Source organism: Eubacterium sp. MSJ-13 (genome assembly GCF_018918235.1).
Taxonomy (GTDB): Bacteria; Bacillota; Clostridia; order Lachnospirales; family Lachnospiraceae; genus Butyribacter.
Map to the genome: position 1 here is coordinate 1 of NZ_JAHLQE010000163.1, position 16,520 is coordinate 16,520.

The 16,520-nt window shown below is 35.8% G+C and carries 15 protein-coding genes and 1 pseudogene; 15 read left to right on the forward strand and 1 reads right to left on the reverse strand.

Annotated elements, in window-relative coordinates; all coding sequences use genetic code 11:
* The first annotated feature begins 123 nt into the window (after positions 1-123).
* From KQI69_RS10050 to KQI69_RS10070, 5 genes are all read left to right on the forward strand, one after another.
* Positions 124-1,221 carry a hypothetical protein gene (locus KQI69_RS10050; RefSeq protein ID WP_216565249.1) on the forward strand — a complete coding sequence of 366 codons (1,098 nt, stop codon included), beginning with the start codon at positions 124-126 and terminating at the stop codon, positions 1,219-1,221.
* A 332-nt stretch (positions 1,222-1,553) separates the two neighbouring features.
* Positions 1,554-2,399 (forward strand): alpha/beta hydrolase, encoded by an 846-nt coding sequence (locus KQI69_RS10055; protein WP_216565250.1) that lies wholly within the window; start codon positions 1,554-1,556, stop codon positions 2,397-2,399.
* 88 nt (positions 2,400-2,487) lie between these two features.
* The gene (locus KQI69_RS10060) at positions 2,488-2,742 is read left to right on the forward strand and encodes a helix-turn-helix domain-containing protein (RefSeq protein WP_371818829.1); all 255 of its coding nucleotides are present in this window, start codon (positions 2,488-2,490) and stop codon (positions 2,740-2,742) included.
* Positions 2,743-2,798: 56 nt separating this feature from the next.
* Complete coding sequence (locus KQI69_RS10720; RefSeq protein WP_216565252.1) at positions 2,799-2,942, forward strand: hypothetical protein; 144 nt, start codon at positions 2,799-2,801, stop codon at positions 2,940-2,942.
* A complete protein-coding gene (locus KQI69_RS10070; RefSeq protein WP_371818826.1) occupies positions 2,929-3,720 on the forward strand; it encodes a site-specific integrase in 792 nt (263 codons plus the stop codon). The genes KQI69_RS10720 and KQI69_RS10070 overlap by 14 nt, the downstream gene beginning before the upstream one ends.
* Positions 3,721-4,005: 285 nt before the next feature.
* Here the strand turns inward: KQI69_RS10070 and KQI69_RS10075 are convergent.
* Positions 4,006-5,184, reverse strand: a pseudogene (locus KQI69_RS10075) (IS3 family transposase).
* Positions 5,185-5,601: 417 nt separating this feature from the next.
* Here KQI69_RS10075 and KQI69_RS10080 point away from each other — a divergent pair.
* The 10 genes from KQI69_RS10080 (at position 5,602) to KQI69_RS10125 (ending at position 16,359) form a co-directional block, all read left to right on the forward strand.
* A complete protein-coding gene (locus KQI69_RS10080) occupies positions 5,602-5,775 on the forward strand; it encodes a hypothetical protein (RefSeq protein WP_216565253.1) in 174 nt (57 codons plus the stop codon).
* A 95-nt stretch (positions 5,776-5,870) separates the two neighbouring features.
* On the forward strand, positions 5,871-6,761 hold the full coding sequence (locus tag KQI69_RS10085) for an Abi family protein (protein ID WP_216565254.1): 891 nt from the start codon (positions 5,871-5,873) through the stop codon (positions 6,759-6,761).
* 187 nt (positions 6,762-6,948) lie between these two features.
* Positions 6,949-7,149 carry a helix-turn-helix transcriptional regulator gene (locus tag KQI69_RS10090; RefSeq protein WP_216565255.1) on the forward strand — a complete coding sequence of 67 codons (201 nt, stop codon included), beginning with the start codon at positions 6,949-6,951 and terminating at the stop codon, positions 7,147-7,149.
* Between the two features lie 55 nt (positions 7,150-7,204).
* Positions 7,205-7,609 carry a hypothetical protein gene (locus KQI69_RS10095; protein ID WP_216565256.1) on the forward strand — a complete coding sequence of 135 codons (405 nt, stop codon included), beginning with the start codon at positions 7,205-7,207 and terminating at the stop codon, positions 7,607-7,609.
* Between the two features lie 69 nt (positions 7,610-7,678).
* The gene (locus tag KQI69_RS10100) at positions 7,679-8,815 is read left to right on the forward strand and encodes a DUF4435 domain-containing protein (protein WP_216565257.1); all 1,137 of its coding nucleotides are present in this window, start codon (positions 7,679-7,681) and stop codon (positions 8,813-8,815) included.
* A 178-nt stretch (positions 8,816-8,993) separates the two neighbouring features.
* Positions 8,994-9,458 (forward strand): low molecular weight protein-tyrosine-phosphatase, encoded by a 465-nt coding sequence (locus KQI69_RS10105; protein ID WP_216565258.1) that lies wholly within the window; start codon positions 8,994-8,996, stop codon positions 9,456-9,458.
* 174 nt (positions 9,459-9,632) lie between these two features.
* On the forward strand, positions 9,633-11,942 hold the full coding sequence (locus KQI69_RS10110; protein WP_216565259.1) for an ATP-binding protein: 2,310 nt from the start codon (positions 9,633-9,635) through the stop codon (positions 11,940-11,942).
* A 20-nt stretch (positions 11,943-11,962) separates the two neighbouring features.
* Positions 11,963-14,482: an EAL domain-containing protein gene (locus KQI69_RS10115; protein ID WP_216565260.1), complete on the forward strand. Its 2,520-nt coding sequence runs from the start codon at positions 11,963-11,965 to the stop codon at positions 14,480-14,482.
* Between the two features lie 73 nt (positions 14,483-14,555).
* Positions 14,556-15,839: a serine--tRNA ligase gene (serS, locus tag KQI69_RS10120; protein ID WP_216565261.1), complete on the forward strand. Its 1,284-nt coding sequence runs from the start codon at positions 14,556-14,558 to the stop codon at positions 15,837-15,839.
* Between the two features lie 82 nt (positions 15,840-15,921).
* A complete protein-coding gene (locus KQI69_RS10125) occupies positions 15,922-16,359 on the forward strand; it encodes a helix-turn-helix domain-containing protein (RefSeq protein WP_216565262.1) in 438 nt (145 codons plus the stop codon).
* The last annotated feature ends 161 nt before the right edge of the window (positions 16,360-16,520 follow it).

Sequence of the window (16,520 nt, forward strand, 5' to 3'; positions counted from 1 at the left end):
AGCAGCTAATAGTGTTATGAGCAAGTAGCAAAGCGGATTGCGAATATCCGCTTGACATAAACTATGATACAGCACACTATCCCAAAATATAATTAAATGTTTTCAACAAGGAGGAAATTTTTTATGAGAGCTCATGGCAGACTGGTTAAAAATATAGCAGGACTTTTGCTTTTATTGGCACTGCTTTCGCTGCTGCTTCCATTTTGTAGATTTAACGCTGGTGCGGGAGACATGACACTTTCGGGAATAGAAGTTTTAAAATCAGGAGGAAAAGCAGGTTACACATATTTTAAAACAGGGGGACTTTCTGACGATTTTGTTATTAAATCACCATATACATGGGGGAATATAAAAGAAAGTATTCTGTATATAAATGAGGCAGGTGGAGCAAAGATAATGGTATTTTGCGGAGCTGCGATAGCTGTCCCGATAATATTATGTTTCCTTTCAATGATAATGCTATTTATGGCTGAGGGAAAAAAGACAATGTTTTTGCCAACATTATTTACATTTGTGGTATCGGCTGAAATGATACTTGGACTTTTGCTTTTTACACAGTTAAGACCATTTTTGATGATAGGTGTTTATCTGTTTACATTATTAAATGTACTAGCATTGATATTTATCATGACAGGCTGGATAACCGGCGGATACAGGCAGCCTGACAGAAGGCGCAGCAGATATGACAGTGCCAATGATGATGTGGATGATAACAGTAATAAAAATGGCTCACGCCGTAAAAAAACACGCAGGAAGACGCGCCGCAAAAAGAAAACAAAAAAGAAGACGAAGAAGGAAAAGAGTTCAGACAAAGACAACGATAAAAAAGAAAATGATGATAAAAAGGACGGACAGAAAAATAAGCCCGGTGAAGCAGTTACAGGAGTGATAAGTAATGGAAGTGGAATATATCATGGTCTTACATGGAATCTCAGGGATGGAAGCAGTTCATCCGTAACTATCGGTACAACATGTGATGCAATGGATGCATTAGGGGCAAAGAGCCTTAAAGGAATGAACAGCATAGCAGGAAACAACTGCAAGATAACTTTTGATGCCACAGCAAAGAAATATAATATTGAGAGTCATTCTAAAGCCAATATATTGATATTGCAGGACGGACAGGTTGTCAAGTGGCTGAAAAATGGGGATAGTTATGAGGTGGCGGCTAAGGCTGTGATGCAGATAGAGGGAAGGAGGGATGCGGTTAGGCTGGGGTGAAAGGGAAAAAGGAGTGCTGAATAAGTAGGTATTTATGGAGTGTAGATTGATTGAAGGTAATTATTGTTGTAATGAAAATACCGGAAATATATTTATGCATCAGTTTTGAGAAAATTAGATATATTTGATAAAGAACGGAGGGTTGAAATGGCTTAGTGGCTTTAAACTAAAGGTTTAATGACACAACATGAAAATAGGGATAAAGTATATCTAAGAAAGAAACAGATACGGTATAAGTGGTTACTTAAATATAGAAGTTAGAATGACAACTAAGAAAAGATTAGATATAGGATTAGTGTGATAGGAAATAGAAATAAATCGGAGTGAGGAAAATGAAAAAGATTATTAAAATTGATGATGAAACTGATAAATTACGATGGTTATACTCACAGGATGTTGAATATTATAATTATGGTAATTGTAAAAGACATTTGCAAATTATCTTTCCATATAAAGATGGAATGAAAAAAGAAGAAAAATATCCTTTAATTTTGTTTATTCCAGGTTCAGCATGGCATAAGCAGGAAATGTATAATGATATTTTGAATTATGCTAAACTGGCAAAAAGAGGTTATGTGGTGGCGGCAATGGAATATCGTGAGTCAGATATTGCACAGTTTCCGGCACAAGTTGATGATGTATGTAATGCATTAAAATTTATTCCGTCTGTTGCCGAAGTTTTTCATATTGATATGGGACGAATTTTTCTTATGGGAAATTCGTCAGGGGGACATATAGCAATGATGTCCGTACTGTTTAGTGAACATGGTTTGTGTGAAAAACTTCCTAAGATTTCAGGAGTGATTTTGGAAAGTGCATCTACGGATATACCGACTTGTGCAAAAGAGCCGTTGCCATCATGGATGGATGTCCGTCCTTCGGCGGTACTGCTAGGCGTAGATAAGATAGAGGAAAATGAGGAAATCGCTAGAAAAGCATCATGTGGGATGTATGTAACAAAGGATATAAAACTTCCGGCAGTCCTGCTCATTCATAGTGAATTTGATCCGGTGGTATCAGTTGAAAACAGCAGAATTTTGTATGAAAAACTTATAGAGACCGGGCATGGAGCACATTATTATGAGTTGGAGGGAAGTTATGCGCATGGTGGTGTGACTTATTATAATGATACGATATTGAATATAATAGATGAGTTTTGTGTGGAAAATTTGGAGTAACAAAACTATGCAATCTGAAAAACATACTTTCTGAAATATTGGCAGGTGGTGATAGAGCTGGAGATTAGGAGGAATAATTTTGGAACCTGTGTATTTATCAATTAAACAAAAAGCGACCGGAAGTAAAATCAATGAATTGTTGAAAAAGAATGGATATACTGTAAGGGATGTTCAGGGGGCTATGGGATTTGAAAATCCGCAGGCAGTTTATAAATGGATTCATGGAAAGTCGCTGCCGAGCGTAGACAATTTGTTGATTTTAAGCAAAATATTACATACAAGTATTGAAGATATCCTCGTCGTAGACGAGGATATTGGTATTTTTATATTTAGGCCAATTTGAGTGACTCTCTGAGCGTCAAAGTAGTTACAGCGAAAATAATTCTGCGAAGGAAATATTTGGCAAAAGACGATATGAAGTGTGAAAACTTCCGATGCAAAGCTGTTCCTTATCAGGGTGCAGCAGGGAGATGGAAAAAGCTACAGTTCCATTCATACCATCCGGGGAGTGTTGTGACCAGTCTTTCAGATGGCAGTGGATGATGACATTATGGTAAAGAATCCATTTGGATTCCGGCTTGCCGGAGTATTGGTAAATGACACAGTCACAATAGAGTTAATTACAAAAGACCAGATGAGAAAATTCCTAAAGTTTGTGCATGACGATGTGGTGTATTGTAAATATTATGAAGTGGTGTATGTATTCTTGAATACAGGAATGCGAATATCTGAATTTTGTGGACTTACGATGAGGGATATTGATTTAGAGAAAAGAACCATCAATATTGATCATCAGCTGCAAAGAATTTCCAAAAGAGAGTATGTAATTGAGCCAACAAAAACCAATGCCGGAACAAGGGTTATTCCAATGACAAATGAAGTGACAGAGATGTTTCGAGCAATTATTGAGGATAGACCAGATTATAAGGTTGAAAACGTGGTAGATGGTTATACGGGATTTCTTTTTCTGGACAAGGAAGGAATGCCACTTGTAGCCATGCATTGGGAACGCAGATTCAATCATATGGTTAGCAGGTACAATGAAATCTATAAGGTTCAGATGCCAAATATTACCCCTCATGTTTGCAGACATACATATTGTTCCAATATGGCAAAGTCCGGCATGAATCCTAAAACACTGCAGTATTTGATGGGACATTCGGATATAGCTGTGACGCTCAATGTGTATACTCATGTAGGACTTGAGGATGCAGAAAAGGAACTTCAGAAGATGCAAGGATTAGAAAATGCCAGAAAAGAGATGGGAATTTCGAATACGGATGATAAGCCTTTGAAACAGAATATGTTCAAGGTGATATGATAATATAATAAGGAAGAAATATAAAAAGTACTTAAGTTTGTATCGTGCAAAGAAGACAGGTAATATATCTAAATAGGTGTATAGTCGGTCACACATTTTGTGTGACCGTTTTCTGTGATTTTATAAACTTTCTAGCCTAATAGATATTGAAATAATATATATTTTCTTTGGTTCTTATACAGAAGTCGGTATGGAAAACTACCGGGGTTTCTGCTATTTGATCAAAATGATATGTTGTGGTCAAGCTTTTTTGTAACACTATGACCTAATATTTTGCCACAGGGATTATATAACTCCGTAGCGAGCCTCGTAAGGCGTTTTGTAATTATTATAAGAATGCGGACGCACATGGTTATATTGCACATACGCAAATTCTTCGACTGCTGTGTAGAGTTCGTCTTCTGTATGATAATAATGCTGATATATAAGATCATTTTTCAATGTATTGAAATATCTTTCCATAGGAGCATTATCATATGGATATCCAGCTTTACTCATACTTTGAGTGATACCAAGTTCCTCGCAGAATTCTGTCAACTCTTTGGATGTGTACTGACTTCCTTGGTCTGAATGTAGCAAGAGCTTACTTAAATCTATTCCAGGCTGTGAATGAATCGCTTTTTCAAGCGTTCTTTTCGCTAAATCAGCGGTTATATTTCTATCTGTTATACTTGCAATAACACTTCGATCATGTAAATCTATGATTGTACAGTTATAACGCTTGCTACCATCTGTCAAAAATAGATAAGTAAAATCAGTACACCATTTTAGATTCATTTTGTTTGCATGAAAATCTTGATTCAGCTTATTTTCATAAACCTTATGAGCAATACCATGTTCATACACAGGTTTCTTTTTTCTGGATATTGAGAACAGCTGCATTTCGGTATTCATATATTTGTGAATTGTTAAACAGCTAATATCGTACCCTTTACGAATAAGATATGCATGCACAGTTCTGTAACCATCAACTCCACCATGAGAGTGATAGATTTTTCGGATAGAGTCTTTGATTTCATCTTTCTGACGACGATAATCAGCTTTTCGGTTTTTAAGATAATTATAATAAGCATTTGGGCATATATTAAACTTTCTGAGAAGCCATCTAAGTCCAAATTTCTTGTTGAATTTCTGAATGAATCGATAAGCCTCTAATCGATTTCCTTCGCAAAGAATGCAATGCCACCTTTGGTGTCTATGGCTTTATTTTAGGAAGTCATTTTCCTTTTGGAGCTCTGCAAGCTGTCTTTTCAGTTTAAGATTCTCCTTCATGAAATCATAATTGGCTTTGGTTTCTTCATTTGTTTGGCATTCTTCACGGAATTGTTTTGTCCAGTTAGATATGCTTGCTTTTGATACTCCATACTCAGCTGCAAGTCCTTTGAGGGAACGTCCCTCTTCAAGATGAAGACGAACAATTTTCTTCTTGAATTCTGGTTCATAATTTTGGTTCATTTGTAACATACCTCGTTTCTTCCTAATATTATATCTTATTAGGTTGGTGTGTTACAACTATAGTTTAGCACAACAGTACTAATGGAAAAGTTACTTAGATATGTGCAATCATTAATATAAAATAATTCCTATTAATGAACACCCCATCAGTAGTCTGAACCCCCTTAACTGACTACGATTTGACTACTACACACTGCCCCCGATTGCACCATTTTGAAGTATTTTGTAAAAAGTGTAGTTATAAACAAGAAAAATACGATGCCCGGAAAAGCCGATAAAACAACGCAAAACTCGGCATTACAGGGCATTTTGAGATAGGAGAATTTTATGATTAGAGTTTTATTCATCTGCCACGGCACTCCGGTTTTATGATAATGCATACCTTCGCAGAGTGGGGCAGAGTACGGCATAATATGGCGGAAAGTCTTGGAATTACTACGGTTTAGACTACTAAGGCTCATGGCTGGAAGTGGGATAAAGGCAAAGGTGTTGGGCGGATTCCTTAGTAGTAAGGGACTACTTACAGGTAATGTAGTAGAACTTGTAACGATGAAAATGCGGAAAAAATATAAAAACTATTGCAATTTTTCTGAGTTTTGAATATACTATATGTAACAGAGTTGCCCGAAGTCTTTTGGACATTGGGGACCAAGCTGAGTCGTGTGCTCAGCTTTTTTACGTTAAGGAGAGATTTTATGGATTTGAAAAAACCATTGACCTTTGATGAACAGTTAGATAAGTTAATAGCTCACGGGATGATTGTCGCCGATAGAGAAAAAGCAAAAGATATATTAAAAAGAGTAAATTATTATCGTTTTACGGGTTATGCTTTGCAATTCAGACAAGAGCCTTCTGGTAGTGACTATATTGAAGGAACTACTTTTGAAACGGTGTATCATTTATATAAAGTCGATGAAATATTGCGTGATACATTTCGGCGGTATATCGAAAAGGCAGAAGTATATTATAGGACGCAGATAGCATATGGATTTTCAATAGCAAAATGCACGGAAGCACCGTATGATCAGCATTATGATGAAAATAATTTCTATAACAAAAAGGGTTACAAGGAAGTTATGGAAAATTTCAGCAGGGAGAAAAATTATTATAAAGATAGTCTGATTGTGAAACATCACAAGATAAAATATTCCAGCAGAATGCCGTTGTGGGTTATTGTAGAATTAATGTCTTTCTCTAATATGTCTAAGTTATACAGTTCTATGTATTATTCAGAGAAAGATGCCATCGCCCGTGAGGTTGGAGTTGGAAAGGATACATTAGAAAATCATCTTCATTGTCTGTCAGTATTACGAAATAAATGTGCACATGCAGCAAGGATGTATAACACGGATTTCAATCCACCAGCAAAATTTACAACATCATTTTTGAGAAAGCATCCGGAGATAAAGAACAACTCATTATTTGCATATACGCTTGTTTTACTGAAAAGACTTCCAGATGAAAGCAGTAAAAAATCTTTGATCCAAACAGTGGAAACTGTGATAGATGAGTATAGGGATGACATTGATTTGAATCTGATTGGATTTCCGGAAAATTATTTGAAAATTATGGAAAATAATTTGTGAGAAATCGGATAACTATGAAATATATGTTTTTAAGAACCATAACTATTGGTAGGAAACTATCAAAGGTATGGTTTTCTTTTTCATAATAAAACTTGAAGTTCTCAAAAAAATATTGATTTTTGATACTGGCATGATAAAATAAGATAATGTAACTAGGAGATGTTTTGATAATGGGAGATATATTATTATGACAGTGAGTTATGACAAACTTTGGCATCTACTCGTTGATAAACATATGAGTAAAACGCAATTGGTAAAAGAGGCAAAAATCACAACCAATGCAATGGCGCATTTGGGAAAAAATGAGAATGTTCGTGTTGATGTTCTTGTGAAGATATGCAGTGTATTGAATTGTACATTGGATGATATTATGGAAATTGAATCTTAAGTAATAAAGTATGAAAATGTAATATAAGGTGTTGATAAAAGATGGAGGAACAATTATGAAAATTAGAATACCCAATGTTGATGATAAAGAATGTTACATTGAAGATAAACAGTCAATTGTGTTACTAGGAGCTAATGGAGCTGGAAAAACTAGAATGAGTGTATGGATTGATGAGAATAATCCTGAATTAAATATACATAGAATCTCTGCACAAAAATCTCTTAATATGCCAGAATATGTGAGTCCAACTGAATTAAAGAAAGCAGAAGATAAATTTTTGTATGGAACTACAAATGATAATAGAGATTGGCTAAAAAGATATGGAAAGAAAAGTAGTAGATGGGGGAATGAGCCAGAAATTCATATGTTAGATGACTATCAGCCACTTATGGAGTTACTTATGACAGAAAACTTTGAAAAAAGTATTGAATATCGAGAGAAGCATAAAGATGGTGATTAGGAGTTTGATAACGAAACAAAATTAGAAAAGATTAAGAAGATATGGGAAAAAGTAATAACACATAGAAAATTGAAAATATGTGCTGGTAAAATTGAAGTTGAGAGTATAAAGGGAATTTCAGAAACATACAACGGAAATTTGATGAGTGATGGTGAAAGAGCCATATTTCATTTTATTGCAGAGGTGGTTTCGGCAGAGGAAAATTCTTTAATTATTATAGATGAACCAGAGAACCATTTGCATAATTCAATATTAGAAAGGCTTTGGAATGAGATAGAGTCTGCGAGACAGGATTGTGTATATTTATATATAACACATAATTTGGATTTTGCGAGAACTAGAAATAATACACAGATTGTTTGGATAAAAAATATGATTGACAAACAGAAGTGGGATTATGCATTGTTAGATTCAAATGAGTTTTCAGATGATTTGTTACTTGAAATATTGGGCAACAGACAAGGGGTTTTATTTGTAGAAGGAACACAGGATAAAAGTATTGATAGAAAATTATATTCTAGACTATTTCCAAAGTATAGTATTATGCCATTAGAAGGATGTGCATCTGTTATACAAGCTACAAAAGCATACAACAAGTTACCGATGCTTCATTATAAGACAATAAAAGGTATTGTTGACAGGGATAGAAGAACGGAAGAAGAAATAGGCTCACTGCTAAAAGAAAAAATATATGTTCCATTAGTTGCAGAGATAGAAAACTTGTTCTTGATTCCCAAAGTTATTGAATTAGTTGCAAAAAAACAAAATATTGAAAATGTGGATGATTTATTGGAACAAACAAAAGCAAAAACAATTGAATTTTTGCAGGAACATTTAGAGGAGCAATCATTACTATTCGCAAAGAAAAGATGTCAAAATACGATTAATAATATTTGTAATCAACCAACAAGTACGATAGAAGAGTATAAAGCATCTTTAGATGGGGTGGTAGATATTGTGAATCCACAAGAAGAATATAATAAAGTGAGAGAAGAATTACAGAAAATTATTGATGACAAAGATTACCTTGCAGCCTTGAAGGTGATAAATAATAAAGGACTTTTACCATCTACTAATTTACCAAATGTGTTTGGTTGGAAAAAGCAATATTACATTGAATATGTAATAAGGCTGCTTGAGTCTAAAGACAGTGCTTCTGAGGAGTTGCGTGATATATTTAGAGAATATGTTCCTGTTGAAATATAAAAATTCTTAGTAGTAAATACCTCTCATTTTACTACCAACTTTACTACTAACAGCCCGCAATAACTTGCATCATCTTGCCCTATTTTGCCAAGATGTCATCCAATACACACATTTCATAAATTCCCGAAATCCCTTGCAAACAAGGGCATTCCGGGGCAAATCAAGGAGAAATAAAACTATGATAAAAATACTTTTCATTTGCCACGGCAACATCTGCCGCAGTACAATGGCACAATTCGTTTTTCAGGACATGGTAAACCATGCCGGTCTTGCCGATGAATTTTTCATCGACTCAAAAGCAACCAGCACAGAAGAAATCGGTAACCCGCCACACAGAGGCACAGTTCGCAAGATGAACGAACTTGGCATACCGATGCAGCCTCATTTTGCATCACAGGTCACAAAGAGTGACTATAACAAATTTGACTATATAATAGGAATGGACAAATGGAACTATAAGAACATGATGCGTATTTTTGGCGATGACCCGGAGGGAAAAGTGTCGCTTTTGCTTGAATTTGCGGGTAGTGGCAGAGATATTGCTGATCCGTGGTATACGGGAAACTTTGATGACACATACAGGGATGTAAAAGAAGGGTGTGAGGCATTATTAGACAAGTGTGCAGGTCAGTTGGGAGTTTGATAATATCAAACTTGCCGTTACTGTTATCTTGCAGGTAAACCACCAAAAATTTATCATCTACGGGTGATACGAATCATTGATGTAACTTTATATATATGTTAAAATTATAATCGGGTATGGGGTATTTAGACCTTGATAAAAGGGTTTAACTTTTTTGGTGAGGTGAGACTCTGGATGAATTGGAATTATGATTTTTACATTGCATCATCAGTTGTTCTGATAGTGCTTATAATATATTATTACCGGGTTGCTGATCGTAGCAAACCTTCGAGAAGGGTATATGGGTATTTTCTGATAATTTGTCTGGCATGCTGTGTTACTGATATGTTTTCAAGCATGGTGCTTATCAGATACTTTCCTAATATGGTGGGTTTAAACTATTTTGGACAGATGGTGGCATATTCATTTCAGCATCTGGTGCCATGTATGTATTTTGTTTATATAGCATCTATGGCAAAAGAAATTGAAAAATTTGAAAAAAAGATGTTGTTGTGGGCGGTTCCAGCTATTGTTGAGCAGGTTATGATATGGACGGATTATTTTACGGATGCGTTATTCAGCTATTCTGTAAGCGGTGGATATAGGCGTGGTCCGTTCATGCCGGTACTTATAGTGTGTACCATATATTATTTTGCAGCGGCAATTTTTCAAGCTTTTTCAAAAGATAGTATTCTGGAACTTCGTTATAAGTTTGTGACTATCTGGTTCATGTTTTTAAGTTTTGCGGCTATGTTTGTGCAGATGCTTATTCCTGAACTTGTTGTTATAGGGGCGAGTAGTGCATTGGGGTGTCTGATTATGCAGATGACTCTGCAAAATCCCATTCTTATCAGGCAGGCAAATCACAAGGAGATTGAAGCGCGTGAGGCTGCTGAGGAAGCCAATAAAGCTAAAAGTACATTTCTTGCAAATATGTCACATGAGATAAGGACGCCCATGAATGCGATATGCGGTATGGCAGACATTCTAAGCAAGTGTGAACTTACTGAACTTGAACATGAGTATGTTAATACTATACAGACGGCAGCCGATTCCCTGCTTTCGATTATAAATGATGTTTTGGATTTTTCAAAGATAGATGCTGGAAAGATGGAACTTTGTCCAGTGGAGTATCGTTTTGATACATTTATTGAGGGAATAGAGAATGTTATAGCTGCGAGGATATTTGATAAGAAACTTGAATTTGAAGTTTCGATGTCGAAAGATATTCCTGTTTATCTGCATGGGGATTGTGCAAAGATAAACCAGGTTCTTGTCAATATACTTAGTAATGCCGTTAAGTTTACTGATTCGGGTAAGATTAAACTTGATATTGATTCAAGAAAGATAAATAAAGATGTTATTGAGCTTAGCTTTGCAGTGAGTGATACTGGTATCGGCATAAAAAAAGAGGATATGGGCAAATTGTTCAACCAGTTCAGTCAAGTTGATGCCATGCGTAACAGAAAGAGGGAAGGAACAGGACTGGGACTTGCACTTGCAAAGGATATTGTTCAGATGATGAACGGAAGTATAGAGGTTCAGAGTGAGTACAATGTAGGAAGCTGTTTTACGGCAACAGTAAGGCAGAGAGTGGTCGAAGAAAAAAATATTGAAATTAGAAAGCGGGCAAAGGAAAAATATAAGAATAAAATAGTCTTTGTATATGAAAATGATTATGAGAGCAGAAATCAGTTACTTGAAATTTTTAAACAGCTTGACTTAAGAACAATTTGTGTCAATTCCATAGACGAGATTGGCAGACAAGTGTATAATATATATCCGGATAGTGATAAGATTTTTGTATATAATTACAATGATTATCAGAGGGTGAAAAAAATATTATCTGAAAAAAGTGCATTAAGAAATATAGAAAGAATAGCATTACTTGAATTTTATACGGTATTTTCTGAAAATGATGTTCCACAGTTATACATAAGAAAACCTTTTGATTTGTTTAAGGTTTACAAAGCTTTGTTTGAGAAAAAACCAGATATAGCTAAAGAGGGATATGAACCTGCGAAAGATATTGTTAGAAAAAAATTGAGTAGTGCAACCGAAGTTGATGTTGGCAGTACTCATAAAAAAATAAATGATGTTTCTATCGAAAAGCTTAAAGATGTGAGAGTTGCTGTTGTTGATGACAATAAAGTGAATTTAAGAGTTGCTGTGACGCAGTTGAGGGAATTTGGTGTCAGTCCTGAAGTCTTTTCAAGTGGTGCAGCAGTTTTAAAGGCTCTTGGCAGAGGGCGGGAGTATGATATGATATTTATGGATCATATGATGCCCGAAATGGATGGGATAGAGACTACAAAACATATCAGAAATATGTCATCAGAGTATTGTAAAAATGTACCTATTATTGCACTTACTGCAAATGCGATAACAGGTGTTGAGGCAGAATACAAAGATGCAGGAATGAATGACTGGCTGTTTAAACCGGTTAAACTTGATGATTTTAAATCTATGATAATCAGATATTTGCCAGACAAGATGTTGTCTTAGGTTTGAAAAGGGGGATTAATATGGATGGAAAAATTTTTGAAAAGCTGATTGATGTATCTGAGTGTGCGTTCTTTATCTCTAAACCAGGTGGTGATATGGAGATAACATACGCCAGCAGAAAATTTTATTCAATCTTACAGTATTCAAAAGAAGAATTTGAAGAAAAATATAATAATAGTCTTATGGCTGTTATTCTGCCAGAGGAAAAGCAGAAGGTTAAAAATCTTATTGCAAGACAGTTTGCGGCAGGTGGAATAGTTAAGGTTGAGTGCAGGGTAAGGAGAAAAGACGGCACTATTGCATGGCTGTCTATTTCTGCTAAAAACCTTTTACATATGATGGAAAATAAATTTTTCTGTTCATGCCAGGATATAACAAAATCAAAGAATAATGTTGAGAATGTATTCAAGGCAAAACATGAGATTGATGTTATTGCAAACAGTATTCCGGGCGGTGTTATCAAGATACGCATGAAAGATATGAAGATTCTCTATGCAAATGACGGATATTTTATGCTTTCAGGCTATTCAAGAGCAGAATTTCATATGAATTTCGGAGATTACTGTGACAGGATAATACATCCGGCGGACATGAAAATGGTAATGAGTACATTTGGTACAACTGTTGAAAATCATGGACTTCTAGGATTTGAACACCGTCTTGTCGGCAAGATGGGACACACGAAATGGGTGTATGTCAATGGAAGGAAGATTGATGATGAGAGTGAAGATGATGTGTATCTTTGTGTTCTCATGGATATTACCTCAAGAAAGGTTATGGAAGCTGAGTTTGAGGAGAATGCGAGACGTTTTAAATATGTTTCTGAATATCTGAAGGAAACTATGTGGACATATGATATTAAAGAGAAAAAGTTTTCTATGAGTGGAAGTCTTGGTGAGGCTTTTTCAAGAGAAAAATTGCTTCAGACATCGGAAGATATCCCCGACATTCTTGAACTTTTCCATCCTGATGATGTGAAGATATTTGAAAAGAGATTAAATGAGAGAATTGAAAAAGTTGGAAATAGCCGTTATATTTACCGCATAAGGGATAATAGCGCTCTGTTTAGAAATGTTGAGATATGTGCTGTGTCAGTTTCGGATGATGGTGGTTCTAAACCGGACAAGATTTATACTGTTGTCAGAATAGTTGATATGGTCGATGGAATTTCAAAAGATCTTGATAAAGAGAGTGAGGAGATTTCAGAACAGAATAAACTTGTTAATATGGCGAAGTCAGCACAAGCTAAGGCTGAGGATAACATAACATCACTTATGCCGTATGCGTCATTTATGAATACGGCTGAGAAGATATTGAGCAAAAGAAAAGATGATGAACATTATGCACTTGTATGTGCAGATATAAATGAGTTTAGAAAGTTTAGCCATAATTATGGTTTTTCTATAAGCAATAAGATATTGGAGGAGTTTTCAAAGACACTTCTTGAAAATCTTGCAAGGGATGGTGTATGTTCAAGAGTTGATGGTGATTATTTTGTTGTGCTTTTGAAATATGACCACCATAAGGATCTTTTGAAGATGATGTCATCAATGGTCAAGGCAAGAAGTGTTGCGAGTGAAGAGGAGAAAGATGTAAATATAGAATTTGGAACGACTACAGGTATTTATCTTGTTCAGGAAACAGACTGTGAATTGCTCGAAATGCTTGAAAAGGCGGATATAGCAAGAAGAAGTATTAAAGGGCTTCGTGGTAATCACTATGCTATTTATACAGATGATCTTAAGAGTGAACAGTTTAAGGAAGAAGATATTATAAATCAGATTCATGATGCGGTGAGAAATCATAATATTGAGATATGTTACATGCCTAGAATCTGTGATGATAAAGATAATATCGTTGGCTGTAAAGCTGTTCCGAGAGTTCAGTTAAAAGATGGACAAGTTCTTGAGTCTGATGATCTTATGAGACTTATAGAGCGTGGTGGAAAATTAAGCAGTTTTGCCCTTGCAACCTTATCCATGGTATGCTGCAGCGTTGGTGCATGGAAGAAGATGGGGAATAAGATAGTACCATTTTCAATCGAGATGACGGCAAGTGAACTTTCGAGTCGTAATATTGTTAAGAAGATTGATGATATTGTTGTTAAGCAGAATGGTCTTGAACCGGCTGATGTCATCATTGAAATTCAGGAAAGATATCTTGCCGATATGACTACGGTGCTTGAGATGGCTATAGAGGAATTGTGTGCGGGAGGATATCAGGTTGTTATAAGCAGGTTTGGAACAGACCACACTGCAGTACATTCTATCAGAAAATTAAGTGTGACGGGTATCAAGTTCCACGGTGAATATTTTAATAAATATATGACATCGAAGAAAGAATGTATTATTTTAAGTAAAACTGTAGAGATGGCAAAAAATCTTGGTCTTACTGTTACATGTGGCGGAATACATACACCTATGCAGGAAGAGTTTGCAAAGAAGATAGGCTGTGAGATGTTTGAGGGTGATATGTACTATGGTGCAGTGAGAAGCAATGTGTTTGAAAAATGTTTTCTGGAAAACAGGGCAAAATCATAAGTTGCAATATCACATCAATATGTGTAAAATGATAGTTATGATTAAATTGAAGAAAAGTAAAAGGAGATAAAAAATGATTGACATAAGATTTCTGAGAGAAAATCCGGATGTTGTTAAACAGAACATTAAAAATAAGTTTCAGGATGACAAACTTCCATTGGTAGATGAGGTTATAGAATTTGACGCTAAGTCAAGACAGGCAAAGCAGGATGCGGATGCGCTTCGTGCCTCAAGAAAATCAATCTCTAAAGAGATTGGTGCACTTATGGCACAGGGAAAGAAAGAAGAAGCTGAGGCAAAGAAGGCAGAGGTTTCAAAGAACGCTGAGAAGCTTGCTGAGTTAGAGGAACTTGAAAAAGAGTATCAGGAAAAAGTAAAAGAGAGAATGATGGTTATTCCAAACATCATTGATCCAAGTGTACCTATTGGTAAGGATGACAGCGAGAATGTTGAGATTGAGAAGTTTGGTGAGCCTGTAGTTCCTGACTTTGAAGTACCTTATCACACAGAGATAATGGAGAAGTTTGACGGTATTGACCTTGATGCAGCCGGAAAAGTTGCCGGAAATGGTTTCTATTACCTTATGGGAGATATCGCAAGACTTCACTCAGCAGTTATATCTTATGCAAGAGATTTCATGATTGATAGAGGGTTCACATATTGTGTACCACCGTTTATGATAAGAAGCAATGTGGTTACGGGTGTTATGAGCTTTGCTGAGATGGATGCAATGATGTATAAGATAGAAGGTGAAGATCTTTATCTTATCGGAACAAGTGAGCACTCTATGATAGGTAAGTTTATTGACACTATCGTTGACGAGAAGGAACTTCCAAAGACTCTTACAAGTTATTCACCTTGTTTCAGAAAAGAAAAAGGTGCACACGGTATTGAGGAGCGTGGAGTTTATCGTATACACCAGTTTGAAAAGCAGGAAATGATCGTTGTGTGCAAACCTGAGGAGAGTAAGATGTGGTTTGATAAGTTATGGCAGAACACAGTTGATTTGTTCAGAAGTCTTGATATTCCTGTTCGTACTCTTGAGTGCTGCTCTGGAGATTTAGCAGACCTTAAGGTTAAATCTATTGATGTTGAGGCATGGTCACCACGCCAGAAGAAATATTTTGAGGTTGGAAGCTGTTCAAATCTCGGTGATGCACAGGCTCGTCGTCTTCAGATACGTGTCCGTGGAGAGAATGGTGAAAAGTATTTTGCACATACTCTCAACAATACGGTTGTTGCACCACCTAGAATGCTTATCGCATTTCTTGAGAACAATCTTCAGGCAGATGGAAATGTTCGTATTCCTGAGGCACTTAGACCATATATGGGTGGTAAAGAATTTTTAGGCAAATAATTTAGAAGTTATATGGTATTATCTTTTTATAAAGAAATCTGAAGTGTTTTTATACACATTAGATGGATTGGAGGGACTGTACATGAGGATTGAAAGGAAAGATCGTAATAAAAATCTGGACGGAAATGTACATGAGTGTAAGCAGTGTGGACGCATATTGAATAAACTGTACAAAGAAGATATTTGTCCCGAGTGTAAGGATTTGAATCTGTTTGCGGAGGTTAAAGATTACATCAGGGAAAATGATGTAAAGGAAATTGATGTCGCAGAACATTTTGGAATACCTGTTGCAAAGGTTCGAAGATGGATTAGGGAAGGAAGGATTCAATATAAAGAAGGTGAGCATATTACACCGATTCATTGCCAGATATGTGGAAAAACGATAGATTTCGGAGCTGTATGTCCTGAGTGCAGGAGAAAGAATGGACTTCATATATATGCTAAAAAATCCTACAGTGATGATGATATTCATAGTGCTATGAGATTCCTTGGAAAAGAGGAAGAAGGCAGAAGATATTAGTGCAGCCTGATTATATAGTATAAAACAGTACGGATATATTTTCGTACTGTTTTTTTCTTCGCAAAACATAAAAGTATATGAAAACATGCTGATATTTTTTGTTATTTAACACTATCAAGGAAGTCCCCCACTTCTATTGCGTAGAGCAATAAGTGGGGGTG

Excerpts from the sequence above, each read along its gene's own strand:
- KQI69_RS10050 (WP_216565249.1), top strand. The coding sequence starts at position 124 with ATGAGAGCTCATGGCAGACTGGTTAAAAATATAGCAGGACTTTTGCTT.
- KQI69_RS10055 (WP_216565250.1), top strand. The coding sequence starts at position 1,554 with ATGAAAAAGATTATTAAAATTGATGATGAAACTGATAAATTACGATGG.
- KQI69_RS10070 (WP_371818826.1), top strand. The coding sequence starts at position 2,929 with ATGGCAGTGGATGATGACATTATGGTAAAGAATCCATTTGGATTCCGG.
- KQI69_RS10085 (WP_216565254.1), top strand. The coding sequence starts at position 5,871 with ATGGATTTGAAAAAACCATTGACCTTTGATGAACAGTTAGATAAGTTA.
- KQI69_RS10090 (WP_216565255.1), top strand. The coding sequence starts at position 6,949 with ATGACAGTGAGTTATGACAAACTTTGGCATCTACTCGTTGATAAACAT.
- KQI69_RS10095 (WP_216565256.1), top strand. The coding sequence starts at position 7,205 with ATGAAAATTAGAATACCCAATGTTGATGATAAAGAATGTTACATTGAA.
- KQI69_RS10105 (WP_216565258.1), top strand. The coding sequence starts at position 8,994 with ATGATAAAAATACTTTTCATTTGCCACGGCAACATCTGCCGCAGTACA.
- KQI69_RS10110 (WP_216565259.1), top strand. The coding sequence starts at position 9,633 with ATGAATTGGAATTATGATTTTTACATTGCATCATCAGTTGTTCTGATA.
- KQI69_RS10115 (WP_216565260.1), top strand. The coding sequence starts at position 11,963 with ATGGATGGAAAAATTTTTGAAAAGCTGATTGATGTATCTGAGTGTGCG.
- serS (WP_216565261.1), top strand. The coding sequence starts at position 14,556 with ATGATTGACATAAGATTTCTGAGAGAAAATCCGGATGTTGTTAAACAG.
- KQI69_RS10125 (WP_216565262.1), top strand. The coding sequence starts at position 15,922 with ATGAGGATTGAAAGGAAAGATCGTAATAAAAATCTGGACGGAAATGTA.